Annotated in this window: 17 protein-coding genes; 10 read left to right on the forward strand and 7 right to left on the reverse strand. The window is 62.1% G+C overall.

Features of this window, described 5'->3' with window-relative positions; translation table 11 throughout:
- Nucleotides 1-36 precede the first annotated feature (36 nt).
- The 6 genes from RA302_RS27400 (at nucleotide 37) to RA302_RS27425 (ending at nucleotide 5,322) form a co-directional block, all read left to right on the forward strand.
- On the forward strand, nucleotides 37-693 hold the full coding sequence (locus tag RA302_RS27400) for a FadR/GntR family transcriptional regulator (RefSeq protein WP_030536128.1): 657 nt from the start codon (nucleotides 37-39) through the stop codon (nucleotides 691-693).
- Entirely contained in the window at nucleotides 690-1,493 is an 804-nt protein-coding gene (locus RA302_RS27405) for a class I SAM-dependent methyltransferase (RefSeq protein WP_030536129.1), read from the forward strand. Before RA302_RS27400 ends, RA302_RS27405 begins: the two co-directional genes overlap by 4 nt.
- A 56-nt stretch (nucleotides 1,494-1,549) precedes the next feature.
- The gene (locus RA302_RS27410; protein ID WP_042451572.1) at nucleotides 1,550-2,101 is read left to right on the forward strand and encodes an acyl-CoA thioesterase; all 552 of its coding nucleotides are present in this window, start codon (nucleotides 1,550-1,552) and stop codon (nucleotides 2,099-2,101) included.
- Nucleotides 2,102-2,146: 45 nt separating this feature from the next.
- A complete protein-coding gene (locus RA302_RS27415; RefSeq protein WP_030536131.1) occupies nucleotides 2,147-3,427 on the forward strand; it encodes an NAD(P)/FAD-dependent oxidoreductase in 1,281 nt (426 codons plus the stop codon).
- A gap of 69 nt (nucleotides 3,428-3,496) precedes the next feature.
- The gene (locus tag RA302_RS27420; RefSeq protein ID WP_003942947.1) at nucleotides 3,497-3,820 is read left to right on the forward strand and encodes a DUF6292 family protein; all 324 of its coding nucleotides are present in this window, start codon (nucleotides 3,497-3,499) and stop codon (nucleotides 3,818-3,820) included.
- An 80-nt stretch (nucleotides 3,821-3,900) separates the two neighbouring features.
- The gene (locus RA302_RS27425) at nucleotides 3,901-5,322 is read left to right on the forward strand and encodes a DUF2252 domain-containing protein (protein WP_030536132.1); all 1,422 of its coding nucleotides are present in this window, start codon (nucleotides 3,901-3,903) and stop codon (nucleotides 5,320-5,322) included.
- A 4-nt stretch (nucleotides 5,323-5,326) separates the two neighbouring features.
- Here RA302_RS27425 and RA302_RS27430 read toward each other — a convergent pair whose 3' ends face one another.
- The gene (locus RA302_RS27430) at nucleotides 5,327-5,584 is read right to left on the reverse strand and encodes a WhiB family transcriptional regulator (RefSeq protein WP_003943196.1); all 258 of its coding nucleotides are present in this window, start codon (nucleotides 5,582-5,584) and stop codon (nucleotides 5,327-5,329) included.
- Between the two features lie 19 nt (nucleotides 5,585-5,603).
- Nucleotides 5,604-6,134: an HNH endonuclease gene (locus tag RA302_RS27435; protein ID WP_030536133.1), complete on the reverse strand. Its 531-nt coding sequence runs from the start codon at nucleotides 6,132-6,134 to the stop codon at nucleotides 5,604-5,606.
- A gap of 335 nt (nucleotides 6,135-6,469) precedes the next feature.
- Here RA302_RS27435 and RA302_RS27440 point away from each other — a divergent pair, with 335 nt between their 5' ends.
- Nucleotides 6,470-7,480 carry a GntG family PLP-dependent aldolase gene (locus RA302_RS27440; protein ID WP_007730456.1) on the forward strand — a complete coding sequence of 337 codons (1,011 nt, stop codon included), beginning with the start codon at nucleotides 6,470-6,472 and terminating at the stop codon, nucleotides 7,478-7,480.
- A gap of 1 nt (nucleotide 7,481) precedes the next feature.
- Here the strand turns inward: RA302_RS27440 and RA302_RS27445 are convergent, their stop codons facing one another.
- On the reverse strand, nucleotides 7,482-8,336 hold the full coding sequence (locus RA302_RS27445; RefSeq protein ID WP_030536134.1) for an LLM class flavin-dependent oxidoreductase: 855 nt from the start codon (nucleotides 8,334-8,336) through the stop codon (nucleotides 7,482-7,484).
- Nucleotides 8,333-9,196, reverse strand: a complete 864-nt coding sequence (locus RA302_RS27450) for a patatin-like phospholipase family protein (RefSeq protein WP_030536135.1) — start codon at nucleotides 9,194-9,196, stop codon at nucleotides 8,333-8,335. The genes RA302_RS27445 and RA302_RS27450 overlap by 4 nt, the downstream gene beginning before the upstream one ends.
- Nucleotides 9,197-9,250: 54 nt before the next feature.
- Between RA302_RS27450 and RA302_RS27455 the strand changes: the two genes are divergently transcribed.
- Both RA302_RS27455 and RA302_RS27460 read left to right on the forward strand, forming a co-directional pair.
- Nucleotides 9,251-10,936 (forward strand): dihydroxyacetone kinase family protein, encoded by a 1,686-nt coding sequence (locus RA302_RS27455; protein ID WP_030536136.1) that lies wholly within the window; start codon nucleotides 9,251-9,253, stop codon nucleotides 10,934-10,936.
- Nucleotides 10,937-11,037: 101 nt separating this feature from the next.
- Nucleotides 11,038-12,660 carry a long-chain fatty acid--CoA ligase gene (locus RA302_RS27460; RefSeq protein ID WP_003943212.1) on the forward strand — a complete coding sequence of 541 codons (1,623 nt, stop codon included), beginning with the start codon at nucleotides 11,038-11,040 and terminating at the stop codon, nucleotides 12,658-12,660.
- A gap of 86 nt (nucleotides 12,661-12,746) precedes the next feature.
- Here the strand turns inward: RA302_RS27460 and RA302_RS27465 are convergent, their stop codons facing one another.
- Genes RA302_RS27465 through RA302_RS27475 form a run of 3 tightly spaced genes read right to left on the reverse strand, consistent with a single transcriptional unit; the run spans nucleotide 12,747 to nucleotide 15,370 of the window.
- A complete protein-coding gene (locus RA302_RS27465) occupies nucleotides 12,747-13,373 on the reverse strand; it encodes a TetR/AcrR family transcriptional regulator (protein ID WP_051720833.1) in 627 nt (208 codons plus the stop codon).
- A 13-nt stretch (nucleotides 13,374-13,386) separates the two neighbouring features.
- Nucleotides 13,387-14,148, reverse strand: a complete 762-nt coding sequence (locus tag RA302_RS27470) for a 3-hydroxyacyl-CoA dehydrogenase (protein WP_003942978.1) — start codon at nucleotides 14,146-14,148, stop codon at nucleotides 13,387-13,389.
- A 28-nt stretch (nucleotides 14,149-14,176) separates the two neighbouring features.
- Entirely contained in the window at nucleotides 14,177-15,370 is a 1,194-nt protein-coding gene (locus tag RA302_RS27475; RefSeq protein WP_030536138.1) for an acetyl-CoA C-acyltransferase, read from the reverse strand.
- 368 nt (nucleotides 15,371-15,738) lie between these two features.
- Between RA302_RS27475 and lanKC the strand changes: the two genes are divergently transcribed.
- The gene (gene lanKC / locus RA302_RS27480) at nucleotides 15,739-18,321 is read left to right on the forward strand and encodes a class III lanthionine synthetase LanKC (protein ID WP_030536139.1); all 2,583 of its coding nucleotides are present in this window, start codon (nucleotides 15,739-15,741) and stop codon (nucleotides 18,319-18,321) included.
- Nucleotides 18,322-18,731: the final 410 nt, after the last annotated feature.

Raw genomic sequence — 18,731 nt, forward strand, 5'->3', positions numbered from 1 at the left:
ATCAAGTCATTGACCCACTTATCCGAGGTGACATACATGGCCGATTCCGGACGCAAGGTAGACATCGTCGCCGCGGCGATCGAGGAGGCGATCTCGACCGGTCGATGGCCCGTCGGATCAAAACTCCCGCCGGAGACCGCATTGGTCGAAGAATTGGGAGTCGCCCGAAACACCATGCGCGAAGCGGTACGGGCGCTTGCCCACGCCGGAGTTCTGTCCGTTCGTCACGGTGGCGGCGTGTACGTCATGGCGGCGTCGCCGGTCGAAGGACTACTCGGGCGCAGGCTCGCCATAGGTGACGTTCTCGACGTACTGAGCCTGCGACGCGGACTCGAGGTCGAAGCCGCGCGACTTGCAGCGCAGCGCCACACCCCCGAAGATCTCGCGCGGATACATGCAGCCTGGAATGCCCACCCCGGTCACGTCGGCGGCTTCACTGTCGAAGCCGGCATGGCCTTGCACCTTTCGATCGTCGAGGCGTCCCACAATTCCGCACTGATCGACGTCTACCGGGGAGTCCTTGCCGCCGTGACGGATTCGCTGTCCGCCGTCAGTGTCGGTCCAGGTTTCCACGTCGACGAGCACCGACCCTTGATCGCTGCCATCGAGGAACGCAACCCCGGCGAAGCAGCGCGTGCGGCAGGCGCAGCGCTCGATACGGTCATCGACGCAGTCGAAAGGAGCTTGTCGTGAATCGGGGAAACTGGAACGGTGCGGCATATTCCCCTCTTGCCGAACAACTCTCACCTGCATCGACAGAGGCGCTGCGCTCGATCGGGCACGTGAGCACGGCGTACGACGTCTGCGCCGGAACGGGGAACTTTACGCTCCCGGCGGCCCAGTCCGGGATCGCGGTCCACGCACTCGACCTCTCCGCCAGCCAGCTGGAGGTCGCGCGCGAACGCTGGATTCCTCGCCCCGGAACTACCGAACCCACCTTCACGATCGGCGATGCACAGTCTCTGCCGTGGTCGGATTCGAGCGCCGACGCCTGTGTCAGCATCTTCGGGATCATCTTCTGTCCCAACCCTGCGATCGCCCTCGCAGAGATGATGCGGGTGACCCGCCCGGGTGGAAGCATTTGTGTCGCAACGTGGTCGGAGAACGGGTGGGCAGCAGCACTCCGAAGGGAGGCCGCCTCGGCGTGGAATGGCATCACACCACTACCGACGACATGGTCGAGCCCGAGCGAATTCGAGAAGGCAGCAGCTGGATTGGAGTCGGTGAGCTCGGCCTCGCACCTGCTCGAGTGGCAACTACCAGCCGGTTCGGATCCCGTCGAGGAACTGTGCGACCAGGCGCCGGCGTTGAAGAACTTTCGCGAGGCGGTTCGAGGCGCAGGGAATTGGGCTTCGATGTCAGCGCACCTCCGCTCGACGCTCGCACCCTGTCTCAGGTCGAGCGCGGCCGGCCCCGTCGCCACCAGCGAATACGTCCTCCACACGGGCACTGTCCCGAACTCTGACACCGCGCTCTTCCGAACGCGCGGGTAACCCTCTTTGCCGGATACGGTCTCTTCACCGTCCACCGAACCGAAGAGGCCCGCTTGATGTCTGAATCGAACTCCCTACCTGAATTGAAGCAAGCATCGCAGCAAGCATCGAAACAAACCTTGTCCATGTCCGTCCTCATGACGCCGGACATGTCAAACTTCTCGGGCAACGTGCACGGCGGAACGATTCTGAAGTTTCTCGACCAGGTTGCCTATGCGTGCGCGAGTCGATACGCGCAGACCTACGTCGTGACCCTGTCGGTGGATCGTGTGGTGTTCCGCGAACCGGTGCATGTCGGCGAACTCGTCACGTTCAGCGCTTCCGTCAATTACACCGGGCGCACCTCGATGGAAATCGGAATTCGAGTCGAAACCGAAGACATTCTTCTCGGAAAATCTCGACACACCAATAGTTGCTATTTCACGATGGTGGCGATGGGAAGCGACGGGAAACCGGCTGAGGTACCCCAACTCCGGCCGACCGGAACAATCGCCAGGCAGCGTTTCGAGGCCGGGCGTCGGCGTCGTGAACTGCGCAGAGAGAACGAGCTTCGTGAACAGTCCATCCGGGCCGCAGTTCGGGACTTAACGCCCGAACACGATGACTGAATCCAGTCATATTTAAGTTATAACCTTATGCATTAAGCTGATCGAGTGACTTCGAAGGCACGGGAAAAGTATGACGTTGTGATTGTCGGCGCGAGCATCGCGGGATGCGCGGCCGCAATCATGTACGCCCAGCAAGGTCTGCGGATAGCGCTTCTCGACGCTCGCTCCGACATCCGGGCGCACAAAGTCCTGTGCACTCACCACCTGCAACCGTGCGGTGCCCCGATCTTGCAACGACTCGGCGCCACGGAAAAACTGCTCGCCCTGGGAATGGTGGAAACCGTTCCGACATTCTGGACCCCGTGGGGAATGATCACCCCTGATGCCGCAGAGAACTCACCGCCACCTGGGTTCAACGTCCGAAGGGAAACTCTCGACCCCCTACTGCGCCAACTCGCGAACGACTACCCGAACGTCGACCTTCTTCTCGGGCATCGCGTTTCCGGACTACTGACCGAGAACGGCACTACTGCAGGCGTCTACGGCACCGAACAGGGTTCGGTCTTCACTGTCGAAGCACGATTGACCGTCGGAGCGGACGGCAAGGATTCGACCGTCGCACGATCCGCTCGTTGTGACTCCGTGACTGCATCCAACGGGCGTTTCAGCTATTTCGCCCAACTCTCCGGACTTGAACGACCCGGCGGAGAAACGTCATTGTCGTGGTTCATGGATCCCGACGTCGCCTATCTGCTCCCCAACGACGGCGGAATCAGCGTGCTGGTGGTCTTCCCTGCCCTCGACAAGCTCGGCTCGTTCGCTGACGACCTGTCTACTGCTTTCCTCGAGTACGCCAACGCATTACCCGGCGCTCCGCTTGTTCGGCGAGAGCACATCGTCGGAAAGATCGTTGGTACCAAACACTTCTCCACAACCCTCACCGAACCCGTAGGTAACGGGTTCGCACTCATCGGCGACGCTGCGGCAACCAACGACCCGTTGTGGGGTATCGGATGCTCGTGGGCACTCGAGACCGCTCAGATGCTGGTCGATGCGACCGCGCACATGCTGACGGAGACGCCGGCAGACACACTCGACTCACATCGGAACGTGAACGCTGCATTGACCGAATACCGTAGCGCCAGAGCGAGTATGACGAATCACATCGACTACATGAGTGGTTACGCCGGTGGGCGAAAGTTCACCGCGATCGAACGTCTGCTCATCTCCGCGGCCACCCACGACCACGACGAAGCCCGAAGGTTCTACTTGTTCGGTTCCCGGTTGATACCGGCCGAACAGTATCTCTCGACTCGCTCGGTCGCGCGGGCAGCACAAAAACATCTCAGGCACCGTCTGCGTCGTAGATCTGTGGCCGGGACGTAATCTGACAAGCGTTTTTTCGGCGCCGGCAACGGGGAACCCTCCGATCGCAACCGAGCCGGAGGAGCGACCATGCGTGCACACATCGCCATTCCGAGTGAATCGACTTGTCACAGGTACGTAGTCGCCGTCGCCAGCTCCACCTTCGCCGAATCGGTCATCTGGTGCGACGGCCCCGCGTTCGACGCAGTACTCGTTCTGGGCAGCGAGATTCCGCAGCACAGTGGCCACCGAGCCGTACTCGCCTGGAATCACTACTTCGGGTGGGCGCTCGGCGTGGAAACCACACCGGATGCGTCGTTCGCCGTTGTCGAATGCCTCGGTATCGGGAGAATGCCGGATCCTGAACTGTGCGCCGACCGCGCTGTCGAGTTGATTGCCCAGGCGGGTAGTTAAGGAACTCGTCGCGCGGCGCACAATCCGGCGGGCATAAGATCGAGCGCGAGTTTCGCACGCCCGACGAAAGAGAGCCCGACATGGACCCGCTGAACAGGCCTGCCGGTCAGCTGGCTCTCGAGAACGAACCGGACGGCAGGGCGACTTTGCGGGCGCGTCAGACGCCCCGCAGTGAGCGTCGCAAGATCGGGAAAGGCCTGCGCAAGCGAGTGGCGCGATCGTCGCTCGGCGACTGGACGCCCCCATCCGATCGACGTGACCCGGTCGATCAGGTCAACACGGCACACGAGGGAAGACTCGACTGGTTGGTTCCGATCCGTGTGGGGCGAATGGTCGCTTCGCCATACGGATTCCTGCGCGGTACCGCCGGATTGATGGCAGAGGACATGGCGCAGCTGCCGTCCACCGGCATCACTCCCGTCATCTGTGGAGATGCGCACGTCGGAAACTTCGGGTTCTACGGATCTCCGGAACGCGAACTTGTCATAGACCTCAACGATTTCGACGAAGCACATCCCGGCCCCTGGGAATGGGATCTACGAAGGCTGGCTGCGAGCATCTGGGTGGCCGGTCGGCAGAACGGTCTCACCGAAGCTCAATGCGAAACAGCAACAACCTCGTGTGTGTCCGCGTATCGCCTCCACTTGGCGAAGCTCTCCGAGCGTCCGCTGTTCGATCGCTCCTTCGACCGGGTCGATCTCGACGGACTCACCGACCACGTCACCGATCCTGGGTTGCTGGCCGAGATCAGGCGCGCCGCGGAGCGCGCCCGGCGGCGTACGAGTGACCATGCGGTGCCGCGGTTCACCGTCGAGGATCACGGACGGCGCCAGTTGGTCGAGAACCCGCCGCTCACAACACGACTCACGCCGCAGGACACCGACTTCCTCCTGGAGGGTCTGGACGAGTATCTCGAAACCCTTGCACCACACTGGCGCCGAGTCGTCTCGGGATACAACGTCATCGACGTCGCGCACCGGGTTGTCGGAGTCGGGAGTGTCGCTCTGCGCGCCTATGTGGCCTTGTGCGAAGGGAGCATCCCGGACGACGTCATCTTCTTGCAGCTCAAGCAGGCTCGCCGATCCGTAGTTGCGCCCTTCGTGCACGGCGACTCGGCCTGGCACGACCACCAAGGACGACGCGTCGCGGAATACCAGCAAGCTCTCCAGACGGTCAGTGATCCACTGCTCGGGTGGTGCACCGTGGACGACCGCCAGTACTACGTCCGTCAGTTCCGGAACATGAAAGGTTCTGTGGACCTGAACAATATCGATGCAGCAGCCTTGACCGACTATGTCGCGATCTGCGGTCGCCTACTGGCCAAGGGACACGCACGAACCAGTGGCGCGTCACTGATTTCCGGTTACCTGGGAACCTCGGACACGGTCGACACCGCCCTCACCCGGTTTGCTCGGCTCTACGCCGATCAAACCGAACGTGACCACGACGCTCTGTGCCGGGCGGTATCGGCCGGTACGATCGCCGCGGAGCCGGGAATCTGATCCCTCACGCCGCGACGATCCTGCCCTGCTCGAACTTCACTCCTCCCCAGATTCCGGTCTGGCCAGTGGCAGAGGCGAATTCGCGACACGATTCCGCAATCGGGCACCTGTTGCACACGTCGGTCGCGTAGTCGTATCCCTCGGACGGAAAGGGAAACCAGCGGTCCGGCTCGGGGTCTCCTCGACATTCCGCCTGCCACCAGGTTCGGTCGTCCGAGATCGGCAGAAGCTCAGCTAGATTCGAGATTTCGTCAGCGCACATCACTTACTCCTTCCGACCGTCACGTCCGACTCAATCGACGCCAGATCTCCTGCTGCACTTTCTCGATGCGCCGAGGTGCCTTCGGCTCCCACAGCAGCCGCATACCGGCCTCGGCCGGTGTGCGATCCGCTTTGCGCTGATTGCAGGAACTGCAGCACGCCATCAGATTTCCCCACGTGTTGGGCCCGTTACGGCTCCGCGGCTGGACATGGTCGATGGTCGTTGCCCGGGCGGCACAGTACGCACATCGACGACCGTCCCGGTCGAAGACACCGGCAAAAGTGGCCCGACTGGAATCGGTGACCGTCACCCGGTGAGCAACGTACACGTACTCGGCGAGCAGGATCGTCCTCGGAAGTGGGATTTCGACGTGCTTGGAGCGCACCGGAAATATCGGGATCACGTCTTCGGCGGACTGCGCGGAGCCGGTGGCGATCAGGACGATCGCACGATCGGCGCTCACTTCACCGAGGTACTCGTACGTGGCGTTGAGTACCCGGACGGGGCGGTTCATCCAACTGTGAGCAAGTGCGCGGTTCGGGTTCCGCATGAGAGTTCTCAGTTCGCGTCGAGGAGTGAAACTCCTGGACACGAAGACGGGTCAGGAGCAAATGCAAGAAATGGGGAACGGCATATATCCAGCGCCGCTCTGTTCCCCGAATGCGGGATGGGAAATACCGCGGGGTGAGTGCCCGCGCAGGTGCAACGCTTGCTTCCAGTCGCGCATGCCTGTCCCCTTCCACTTCTTGTTCTCGTCACCGGCGATTGCCGGCGCTCATCATCACACGGAAAGCATCCTCAGCGATATCGATTTATCAGGCCGGAAGAGCCGTCCTGGAAATACCGCGGTTTGACGCCGGAACACGCGGCTTGATCGAATGAGCCATGACTTCGTCGTACATCGACCTACGCTCGGACACCGTCACCAAGCCTGATGCGGAGATGCGGAAGGCGATGGCCGACGCCGAGGTCGGTGACGACGTCCTCGATCACGACCCGACCATGGCGGCGCTCGAGGAAGAGGTGGCGCACACTCTGGGTTTACCGGCGGCACTGTGGGTGCCGAGCGGATCGATGGGCAACCTGATTGCGCTGATGCTGCACCTTCACCGCGGCGATCAGTTCCTGGCACCGGAACACTCTCACGTCTTGGGCTCCGAATTGGGCACCGCTGCCTGGCTCGCCCAGGGAATGCCGATGGCGTTGCCGCACGACGGCGGACCCGGACGTCCCACCCCCGAGACTGTCGTGAAGGCGGCGGGCTCCCCCGGCCCGTACTTCGCGTTGAACACCACGCTGCTCTGTCTCGAGAACACTCATAACTTCGCCGGCGGTGCCGTCATGAATCCGACCGAATGGACGAAGCTGGTCGACGCAGCGCGATCACGCGGCTTGAAGATTCACCTCGACGGCGCCCGTCTCTGGAATGCCGCTGTTGCACTCGATGTTTCGCCCACCGAATTGACTTCCGGCGCCGATACCGTTCAGGTGTGCCTGAGTAAGGGACTCGGTGCGCCGGTCGGCTCGATACTCGCCGCATCACCCGAATTGATCACCGAAGCCCGAAGGATCCGCAAGATGCTCGGCGGCGGCGTTCGTCAGGGCGGAGTGCTGGCCGCAGCCGGCATCGTCGCGTTGCGCTCACAAGCTCGCCTCTCCGACGATCACGACAACGCGCAGCGCCTCGCGTCGGGGCTTCGTGAACGCGGTTGGGCCGTCGACGAACCTGCCACCAACATCGTTCTGGCCGCGACAGCCGATCCGTCGGTCACCGTTGCTCAGCTCGCCGCTGTCGATGTCGGCGCGGTCACCGTTGCCGGGAAGGTTCGGTTCGTGACACATCGCGACGTGAGCACTGCCGACATCGACGCGGTTCTGTCCAGAGTAACCTTCTGAACTACGCCACCAGGGGTTGAACCTCCTGCGCGACAAAGCGAATGAACTCGCGGACATCCGGCTCGTCAACAGTCGGTTGGAGTACCACGGTGGTTGCACCTGCTGCAACCCATCGCCGTGTTGCTGCCGCGACTTCGGCCGCGTTGCCCACGGCAATCGCATCCTCCGGCGACTCGCTACCGGACGCTGCGGCCTCGGCAAGGGCGCGCTCACGACCGCCGGAACCGAAAGCACAGATGACGTAGACGACGACCTCGTGATCCGACGCCCCGATGTGAGCGATCGCCCGACGCACGCCGTCCGGGGTCGTCCCACCCGAGAGCACGGTGCCCTGCGCCAACTCGCCACTGAGCGCCAAAGTCTTTGGCCCCGTGGCGCCGACGAGCAACTGCGGCACCGTCTCCGGTGGCCACGCCAGCGTGACGTCCGTGAGATTCACGTATCGACCGGACACCGTCACCGACTCACCGCCCAGTAGCCGCTCGACTGCTCCGAACTGCTCCCGCAGGAGGGTCAACGGCGATTCGGCTTTGGCCCCGATCTGCCGCATCCAACTCTGAACGCCGTGACCGAAGCCAACCCGTAGTCGATCCGGATGAACTCTGGCCAGCGCTGAAATCTCCATCGCCGTGATCGCGGTGTTGCGCATCGGGGTCGGCAGCACACCGATCGCCACACCCACGCGATCGGTCTCAGCCAATACAGTTGCAGCAGTGGCTATTCCTCCGCCGAAGAAGCAGTCTTCCCACAACCAGACCTCGTCGATACCGACTTCGTCTGCATACCTGGCATGTCGAACCAGATCTTCCGGAGATTGCTCCGGGCGCACGACGACGGCAATCCGTGCGGCGCTCATGCCGTCACCAGAAACGCGGCGATCTCGTCGGCGGTTCGACGGCCCTGTTCGCGGCCGAGTTCGGCTGCGGGGCGCCTGGTTGTCGGTGAAAGCGAGTTCGTTCCGATCGCTTCGACGACGGCGTCGTCGGCGAAGACAGGCAGCACGGGCAAGGGCGTCATCACGTCGATTTCCTCTCGTAGACTGCCGCCCAGAAGATTCGGGGCGGGGTCGGCTGCGGGTGAAAGAACCACGACCACATCGCAGTCGGCAGCCAGATGAACATTCGAGCCACTCGCCATTCCGCCGTCCATGTACCGCTCGCCCTCGATCACGACTACCGGCCACACCCCTGGTACGGCGCAACTTGCTCCGACTGCGTCGATCAGTTCTACGCCGTCAGCGTTGCCGAACACCCTCAACTCACCGGTCTGTGCGTTGATCGCCGGGATGCGCAACTCCCGGTCGGGCCACAACCGATTGGGCAGCCTCGCCTCGATGACCGCGCGACGCACGGCAGGTTCGACGGTATCGGCTCTCATCGCTGCTTCGCCGAGAAAACGGAGCTGCTCGGCCCGGTCCTGCGATCCTGCGATCGCGTCGACGAACATCTGACCGAGTACCTCGACATCGACCTTCGGGTCGATTTCGCCGGTCGCCTCCGCTGTTTGTGCGTCGAAAAGTTCTTGCAGTGTCACGCCGCTCGCTATCTGAGCGCTCACCGTGGAACCTGCGGAAGTGCCGATCAACACGTCCGCCGTCAGCAGCGCAGCGGCAGTGTCCGGTGATTTGTCCTGAAGGCCCAACAGAAAACCTGTTTCCCAGGCGATTCCCGCAACGCCGCCACCGGCAAGTACCAACCCCAATTTCACGCCGTCCACCTCTCGTCGATCGTGATCCGTGCCCGAAGTCGACGTTAGACCTACTCTGAAGTGATGTTCATGCGCAGCGCAAAGACATTTGTTCCCGACGCACTCCGTGGGTTGATCGCATCCACCGACGACATCGCGTGGAATCCCGACCCTGGGTACCTCACACGCGCAAGGCCACTTCCCCGCGGACGGGTCGCGCTCGTCTCCGGCGGCGGTTCAGGCCACGAACCCATGCACGCCGGATTCATCGGCGAAGGAATGCTCACAGCCGTCTGCCCCGGATTGGTCTTCAGCTCACCCAATGCACTTCAGATCCACGAGGGATCCAAGGCTGCCGACGCCGGCGGCGGCGTCCTTCACATCGTGAAGAACTACACCGGCGACGTGATGAACTTCGGTATCGCCCGAGAGTTGCTACGCGAGGACAAGATCGATACGGACGTCGTCCTGGTCGACGACGACGTCGCGACCGAACGCGCAGACGGCAGCGGTCCGGGACGACGCGGTACTGCGGCAACCATCGTGGTGGAGAAGGTCTGCGGCGCATCCGCCGCCCGCGGCGACGACCTGGCCGAGGTGACCCGGATCGGACAACACGTCGCGCACTCCGCTCGGAGCATGGCCGTCGCCCTTCGCCCATGCACTTTGCCGGGGGCTGACGAGCCGTCGTTCGACTTGCCGGCGGGTCAGATGGAACTCGGTATCGGCATCCACGGCGAACGCGGCACAGAACGCGTGGACGCCCTGCCCGCACCGGAATTGGTGCGGCGGCTGACGGACCCGATCATCAAGTCCCTGAGTCTCGCCGAAGGCGACCGCGTCATCGCCGTCGTCAACGGTCTCGGCGCCACCCACCCGCTGGAGTTGCAACTTCTGTTCGCCGAACTCGGAGATTATCTGGACGAACAGGGAATTCACATCGAGCGGACACTGATCGGAACCTTCGTCACTGCATTGAACATGGCAGGCGCGTCCATCACCCTTGTTCGCACAGACAAAGAAATCCTCGAATTATGGGACGCACCAACAAAAGCGCCCGCCTGGCCGAATGCTATAGCGCGTGAGTACACCGGCATGGGCACGCGCGAATCTTTCGGTCCCACATTCACACCCGACACCTCACGCACCGCCGAAAGCAGCTTCGTCGGAAGCTGGATTGCGGACTGGGCCGAGAAGGTACTGGATCAGGAACCGGCACTGACCGATCTCGACCGACGAGCGGGCGACGGCGATTTCGGGACCAACATGGTGGCCGCACTGGATCAACTCGACATCTCGGCGATCCGTGACACGTACTCCACCGCAACGATATTCGATGCAGTCTCACAGGCGTACCTCGGCCACGCCGGTGGCACCTCCGGCGCATTGTTCGGCATCTGGTTCCGGCATTTCTTCCGCGTTGCCGCAGACTCGGCGGACTCCGAACTCGACCTCGGCGCGATCGCGGCTGCAGCGCGAGCGGGACTCGACAACATCACCTCGCTCGGCGGCGCACGCGTCGGCGACAAGACGATGGTCGACGCGATAGTTCCGGCGGTCGAGTCGTTGGAGCGATCCGTGAGCTCGGAAGCCGATCGAGATGCTGCGCTGGCGAGCGCAGCGGAAGCCGCAGCGGCCGGGGCGGAGTCGACCGAAACCATGCTCGCGAACCGCGGACGTGCAAGTTATGTGGGCGAAGCCGCTCGCGGAGTAGTCGATCCGGGAGCGCTACTCATAGCGTGGTTCTTCGCCAGTGCAGTGGGTCACTAGCGAGCACTTCGGGGCTGTGACTAATCTGGCAGCCACAGCACATCGTTTGTGACGACCCGTGGGCAAAAGCACCGGTCTCACACACCACACAGGAGCAGCCCATGCTGAGCACCATGCAAGACGCCCCCCTCTCCATTGCTCAACTTCTCCGCCACGGTGCCTCCGTTCACGGCGCCTCCGAGGTTGTCACGTGGACCGAGTCCGGCCCGCGCCGTGTGTCCTACGCTGACGTCGGCAAGCGCTGTGCTCAGCTTGCGCACGCCCTGCGCGGGCTCGGCGTCGAGGGCGACGAGCGAGTCGCCACGTTCATGTGGAACAACTCCGAGCACCTCGAGGCGTACCTGGCGATCCCCTCGATGGGCGCTGTGCTCCACACCCTGAACATTCGTCTGTTCCCCGAGCAGTTGATCCATGTCGCCAATCACGCCGAGGACCGCGTGATCATCGTCGACCCGTCCCTGATTCCGCTTCTCTCTCCGCAGCTTCCGTCGCTGACCACCGTCAAACACATCGTCGTCACCGGCTCCTCCACTGCAGGACTCGAAGCTCCCGAGGGAGTGCAGGTTCACACCTACGAGGGCTTGATCGCCGATCAGCCCACCGAGTTCGACTGGCCCGAGGTCGACGAACTGAGCGCTGCCGCAATGTGTTACACGTCCGGCACCACGGGTGACCCCAAGGGCGTCGTCTACTCCCACCGTTCGATCTACCTGCACTCCATGCAGGTCTGCATGAGCGACGGCCCCAACCTCGCGCAGGGCGATCGTGCACTCGCCGTGGTGCCTCAGTTCCACGCCATGTCGTGGGGACTTCCCTACGCCGCATTCATGATCGGTGCTTCGCTGATCATGCCCGACCGCTTCCTCCAGCCTGCCCCGTTGGCTGCGATCATCGCCAGCGAGAAGCCGACGTTCGCCGCAGCCGTCCCCACCATCTGGCAGGGCCTGCACCTCTACCTCGAGCAGAACCCGCAGGACATCTCCTCGATGCGCGAGGTTCTGATCGGTGGGTCCGCGGTACCGCCGGCCCTCATGCACGCATTCGAAGCCGACCACAACGTCTCCGTCCTGCACGCCTGGGGCATGACCGAAACCTCCCCACTCGGATCCGTCGCCCGCCCGCCGGCCGGTGTCACCGGCGACGCGATGTGGAAGTACCGCTACTCTCAGGGCCGCTTCCCGGCATCCGTCGAGGCACGTCTCATCGACGACGACGGCAAAGTTGTTGCACACGACGGCGTTTCCGTCGGCGAGCTCGAAGTGCGCGGCCCCTGGATCACCGGGTCGTACTACGGCGTCGATGCGGAAGACAAGTTCAACGACGGCTGGCTCAAGACCGGTGACGTCGGATCCATCACGGCCGACGGCTTCCTGAGCCTGTCCGACCGCTCCAAGGACATCATCAAGTCCGGCGGCGAATGGATCTCCTCGGTCGACCTCGAGAACGCCGTCATGGGTCACCCTGACGTCACCGAAGCTGCCGTCATCGGCGTGCCGGACGAGAAGTGGGACGAGCGCCCGTTGGTTGCGGTTGTTCTTCGCGCTGGTTCCGAAACCACCATGTCCGAACTGCAACAGTACCTTTCGGACAAGGTTGCCAAGTGGCAGCTGCCCGAGAACTGGGCCGTGGTCCAGGAAGTCCCGAAGACGAGCGTCGGCAAGTTCGACAAGAAACGCCTTCGCGCCGACTACCACGAGGGCGGACTCGAAGTTACGCGACTCTGACACCGAGTGAATGCCGAAGTATGAATACTGAAGGTGGGCAACAGGTTTTCGACCTGTTGCCCACCTTCGTTCACGAGCGATGCACTTTACGGCCGATAGCCGACCGTGTGAAAAGCGATGTCGACGTACTTCTCCGCCAATTGCGACGGTGACATCGGACCGCCGGTCTGGAACCAACGCGGCAGTGACTGCGCCATACCGAGTATTGCCCGGACGGTCTCTTCGGTATCGGTGACCGCGAAATCTCCCGATGCCACACCGTCGTCGACGATCCTGCGCATCAGCAACTCGAGCCGCTTACGACTGGCGGCGTACCGACTTCGACTTTCCGGTGAGACATGCCGGATCTCGGTGTCCAACGCAGCATGCCGCGACCGGTGGGTCATATAGAGAACAATCGCCTCCACCACCAAGGCGAAGCGTCGTACCGGATTTTCGCCGGCCTCCACCTCTGCCGCTTCGGTTCTGGTATTCAGCTCACTCATCGAGATCTCGAACAGAGCGACGAGGACTGCCTCTTTGTTCGCGTGGTGATAGTAGAGCGCGGGAACGGTTACCCCGACACGATTGGCAATCTGGCGCACCGTCGTGCCGTGGTAACCGTTCTCGTCGAACAGCTCGAGCGAAGCCGTCAGGATGTCGGTCATCACCAGCGGCGGGAAGGACCTCCAGTCCACTGCCACCGAGCTCACCGACTCCACCTCGCCAGTCATGTGATAGCCGAAATTACCGCGGTGCCATACGGATTGCACCGTCGAGGCGGATCGTCTCACCATTGAGCATGGGGTTGGAAACGATGTGCGCAGCAAGCGCGCCGTACTCGCTGGGATCACCCAGGCGAGAGGGGTGAGGCACCTGCTGACCCAACGACGCCTGGGCTGCTTCGGGCAGTCCAGCCAGCAACGGGGTCTTGAACAAGCCGGGTGCAATGGTGTTGACGCGGATCAGCAGCGACGCGAGGTCACGGGCGATGGGAAGCGTCATACCGACGACGCCGCCCTTCGACGCGGAGTACGCAGCCTGCCCGATCTGGCCGTCATACGCTGCGACCGAAGCGGTGTTGATGATGACGCCGCGTTCACCGTCGATCGGCTCGGTCTTCGAAATACGTTCCGCAGCAAGACGAAGGACGTTGAAGGTGCCGATCAGATTGACGTCGATGACCTTCTTGAACGCGTCGAGCGGGAAAGCGCCCTTCTTGCTGACCGTCTTGACTGCGTTGCCGATTCCGGCGCAGTTGACTGCCACGCGCAGGGGTCCGAGGGATTCGGCCACGTCGAGTGCCGCGGTGACCGCAGCCTCGTCGGTGACGTCTGCAGCCGCGAAGCGGACCCGGTCGCCAAGTTCCTTGGCGATGGCTTCACCGTTGGACGACGGAAGGTCGATAATGACGACGCTGGCACCGTCGGCAAGAAGGGCTTTGGTCGTAGCCAGGCCGAGGCCGGATGCTCCACCGGTGACGACGGCGACGCTGTCGTTGACGATCATGAGAGTTCCTTTCGAAAGGTTATGTGTTTCAGATGCGTTCGATGATTGTGGCGTTGGCCATGCCGGCGCCCTCGCACATGGTCTGCAATCCGTAGCGTCCGCCGGTGGCCTCGAGGTGGTTGACCATCGTGGTCAGCAGACGAGTACCCGAGGACCCCAGGGCATGGCCGAGTGCAATCGCGCCGCCCCACGGGTTGAGCTTTGCCGGGTCGGCGCCGAACTCGTGAGCCCAGGCGAGTGGAACGGGAGCGAAGGCTTCGTTGACCTCGTAGGTGTCGATGTCGTCGATGCTCAGACCCGCGCGAGCGAGCACCTTGTGGGTGGCTGGGATGGGTGCGGTGAGCATGAAGATCGGGTCATCGCCCGCAACGGAGAAGGAATGGAAACGAGCTCGCGGCGTCAGCCCTAGCTTCGACGCCATTTCTTCGCTCATGATCAGTGCTGCGGACGCGCCGTCGGTGAGCGGCGACGAGTTACCGGGAGTGATCGACCACTGCGCCTCGGGGAAGCGCTGCGCGTACTTCTCCGAGTAGAACGACGGCTTCAAACCGGCGAGTCCCTCGGCGGTAGTAGACGCGCGAACCGTCTCGTCGACGATATGCGAGACGGTCTCACCGGCGGCGTTGGTCACCGAGATCGGCAGAATCTCCTTGTCGAAGAGCCCCTTCGCCGCTGCCTCTGCTGCCCGCTGGTGGGACTGCGCGGAGAATGCGTCGAGAGCGTCGCGGTCAAGCTTCCACTTGGCGGCGATCAATTCTGCAGAGATTCCCTGGTTGACCAGGCCTTCGGGGTAGCGAGCCGCGACGCCCGGACCGGAAGCGTCCTTCCCCATCGTCGTGGTACCCATCGGGACACGACTCATGGATTCGACGCCTGCCGCGATCACGATGTCGTAGGCCCCGGCGATCACGCCCTGCGCCGCAAAGTGCGCAGCTTGCTGACTTGATCCGCACTGGCGATCAATCGTGGTGGCGGGTACCGACTCGGGGAATCCGGCCGAGAGGACCGCGCTGCGGGTGATGTTGAGCGCCTGCTCACCGGCCTGGCCGACGCAACCGCCGATCACGTCGTCCACCAGGGCGGGGTCGAGGCCGTTTCGCGAGGTGATGGAACGCAGAACGTGGGCCATCAGTTCGACAGGGTGCGTCCCGGACAGTGCTCCGCCCGGCTTTCCCTTGCCGGACGCGATCCGGACTACATCGACGATCACTGCCTTGGTCATCTTCGTTCCCTTCGAGGACGTGCATTGCTGGGGCGGTCCGGCACCCGTGTTTCGTGGCGCCGGGTACCGGACCGAGATCGAGGGAGCACCCTGACTTAGCGCTCGCTAAAGAACTACCACCGACTTGATCCTCTCGTCAAGAGGGGGCCTCCGAACTCGAAACAAATGCGGCCGACTAAAAGCTGGGCGATCAGTGACCTCGCCTGGCCCACGCCATTCATTAGTACTTTCGAATGATAGGTTTTCAATCTTCGCCCGAAATGTCCGGAATCGGATAACCTTCCGCCACAAGCAATCCAAGCCACAGGGGATTCGGGGCGTGGCACCAATCGATGACAACCGCAGGGGGACTGACCGGGAGGTTTGGCGTGGACCTGCGATACGTTGCCTTCACGCGTGCCGACCCGCATTTCTACGACCGAATCAGAACGGTCACCCGACCAGATACATCAACTGACCAGCACTTTATCCCCGCGAAGTCGGTGGATTGGTCGCTCTGGCGGCGCGGTCCCCAAAGTGGACCGTGGAACTACTTCCAACCGCCCGACGGTCTGCTGCCAGAACAAGGATGGAAGATTCACTGCTCCGCTACCCGAGCCAACGCGCAGGAGCTGCTCGATACCGTTTCCGTGTATTGCGGTCACAATCATGTGCCGTTCAAATTTCTTCGGACGGCAGCAGACCTCATGTTGTCCAACAGCAAGCAGGCCAATCGAACTTCCAGCGGAAAATTCATCACGATCTATCCGGCGGATGGTGTTGCCACACAACGTGTCATCACCGAACTGGACAAGCTTGTCGCCGGTGCCGACGGGCCGTACATCCTCAGCGATGTGCGATGGAACCGGGGACCGCTCTACTTACGGTACGGCGCGTATCTGCCCATGCAGACCTACGATTCATTCGGCGATCGCGTCCCGGCAATTCGGCGTCCTGACGGATCGCTCGAACCCGATGTGCGCGGCACTTCCTTCAGAACTCCGGACTGGGTACAAATCCCGGACTTCGTTCGCGCGCAGCAAGACAAGCTGAAATCACATGACGAATTCCCCTATTCGATCAATGAAGCCCTGCACTTCAGCAACAGCGGGGGGATCTACTCCGCATTCGACGACGCCGGCATCGATCTGGTCATCAAAGAAGGCCGTCCCTTTACCGCCCCGGACGCAAACGGCCGGTACGCAATCGACCGCATCCGTAACGAGTACGACAAGTTGACTCACCTTGCCGACAACCCGTACACACCTTCTGCGATCAGCTTGTTCGAGCGCGAGGGACACCACTTCCTTGTCACCGAGCGCGCTGCCGGCACTCCCCTGAATCAGGAAGTTGCGCTCCGTCACCCACTGATACGTGCGGACCAGACACTCAGTTCCCGAACGGAATACAGAACCTGGGCACTCGACATTGCACAACAGTTGACTACCGCAGTCGAGAGCTTCCACAACGCCGGAATCGTTCATGCCGATCTTCACCCTGGCAACGTCATGTGCTCACCGTCCGGTATTCGGTTCATCGACTTCGAGATGGCCCACAACATCGACGAGCATCCGCCCCGGTCCACCGGAGCCCCCGGATACACAGCACCTCGACAGTTGACAGGAATCGCGGCGGATCGATACTCGTTGGGATGCATCGAGCTGGGACTCTTTGTCCCACTTACTACATTGCTCCCTCTCGATTGCAACAAGATTCCCGAACTCATCGACTATGCGGTGTCTCGATTCGATCTTCCTCGTGCCTTCGGTGCCTCGCTCTATTCGATGCTCGACGTACAGGCGCCGGAGCCGGAGAATCGCCCGCATCGTTGGGACACGTCGCCCGGGGAAAACCTGCAACGGGCGGCCGCTCTATTGCGCTGCGGCATCCTCGCCTCGCTTGATCTCTCCCGCCCTGATCGACTCTTTCCCGGTGACATCGCCCAGTTCGAAGTGAACGGTTACGGCATTGCTCACGGCTCGTGCGGAAACCTACTCGCCGATGATCTTCCCACCGACACCTTGGAGACAGTTCTGGAATGGACTGAACATCAAGTTGATTCGGATACGCAACCACAGTTCGGTTTCTTCGACGGGCTCGCGGGTGCGGTGCACACCTTTCGGCATCACGGGCGACATTCGACAGCCGACAGGTGGGTCGAGACTTTGCGTCGAGCCCCACTCGACGACATCGACTCCAGCCTTTTCAGCGGCCTTTCCGGAATCGGTTGCCTCCTACTCGAGGAATCGGTTTCACGACCGACTGTGTCACCCACTCTCGCTGTCGTGACCGAGACTCTGCGCGAACGAATTTCAGCTGCTCGCTTGCATGTCCGCGACGCCGGCGGAACACCTTGGGCAGTGGCCGGCCGAGGTGGGCTGATGCGGGGACCGAGCGGACAAGCACTGTTCTGGACTCGCCACTACGAACTGAGTGGTGATCCTCGATCGCTGGAACACGCACGCCAGCTCGTCGACATCGATCTGTCTGTGATGTCGATGTGCCCTGACGGGTCGATGCAGCTGAGAGAGGAGCGCCGGACGATGCCGTATCTCGGATCCGGGTCTGTCGGTGTGGGCCTGGTACTTCTACAACTTCTGCGCCATGTCGACGAACCGCGTTACGCAGCTGCGGTGCGTGCGATATCCCGCGCCGCCACAGTCGAATTCACTGCCCAAGCCGGACTACTCAACGGGCGAGCCGGGCTGATTCTGTTTCTCAGCGAACTCTCCAAGACTCCATACGCCGGCGCCGATTGTGAACAGACGCTTGCACAGCAGTTTCAGCTTCTGGGCTTGCACAGCCTCAATCACGCAGGAGGCCTGCACTTTCCAGGTGAACAGAACCTGAGACTCTCGACAGACTGGGCAACCGGATCTGCAGGAATACTGGCGTTGCTCCGATATACCCGATCGGCAACTGCCCGACAGTCGTTTCCACTGATGTGCGCGTCGAACTGCCACATCGCCTAGTTGTTCGGAAAGTTATCACCCCGGAAGATTGGAGCACAGAAGCATCAGGCCAAAAATCTGAAATGGAATCAGCACCGCAAGACAATTCGATCGATCAAATCCATCGGTAAACATGCCGATCAACAAAGGAAATGACAATGGACGCTATTCTCTCCCTTCAAGATCTGTCAGTCGCCGCCGGCAACGTCGGAGACGCAGGCCAACTCGAGCAGAACGCGGCAATCAGTTCGCTCAGTTTCTTCTGCCTCTGACCTCAGGCCGATACCTCGGAGCAAGTCCGGGGTATCGGCTTTCGCAATCAGTGCGAATCGTCAAACGGACAGTATTGTTTCATCATGAGACGCATACACACTTCACCGAGCTGCATTCGCCGATGATGTGCGCGACCTGGCGGCAATGCCGAGGGCAGA

The organism is Rhodococcus sp. DN22, assembly GCF_036669995.1.
Lineage (GTDB): Bacteria > Actinomycetota > Actinomycetes > Mycobacteriales > Mycobacteriaceae > Rhodococcus_F > Rhodococcus_F erythropolis.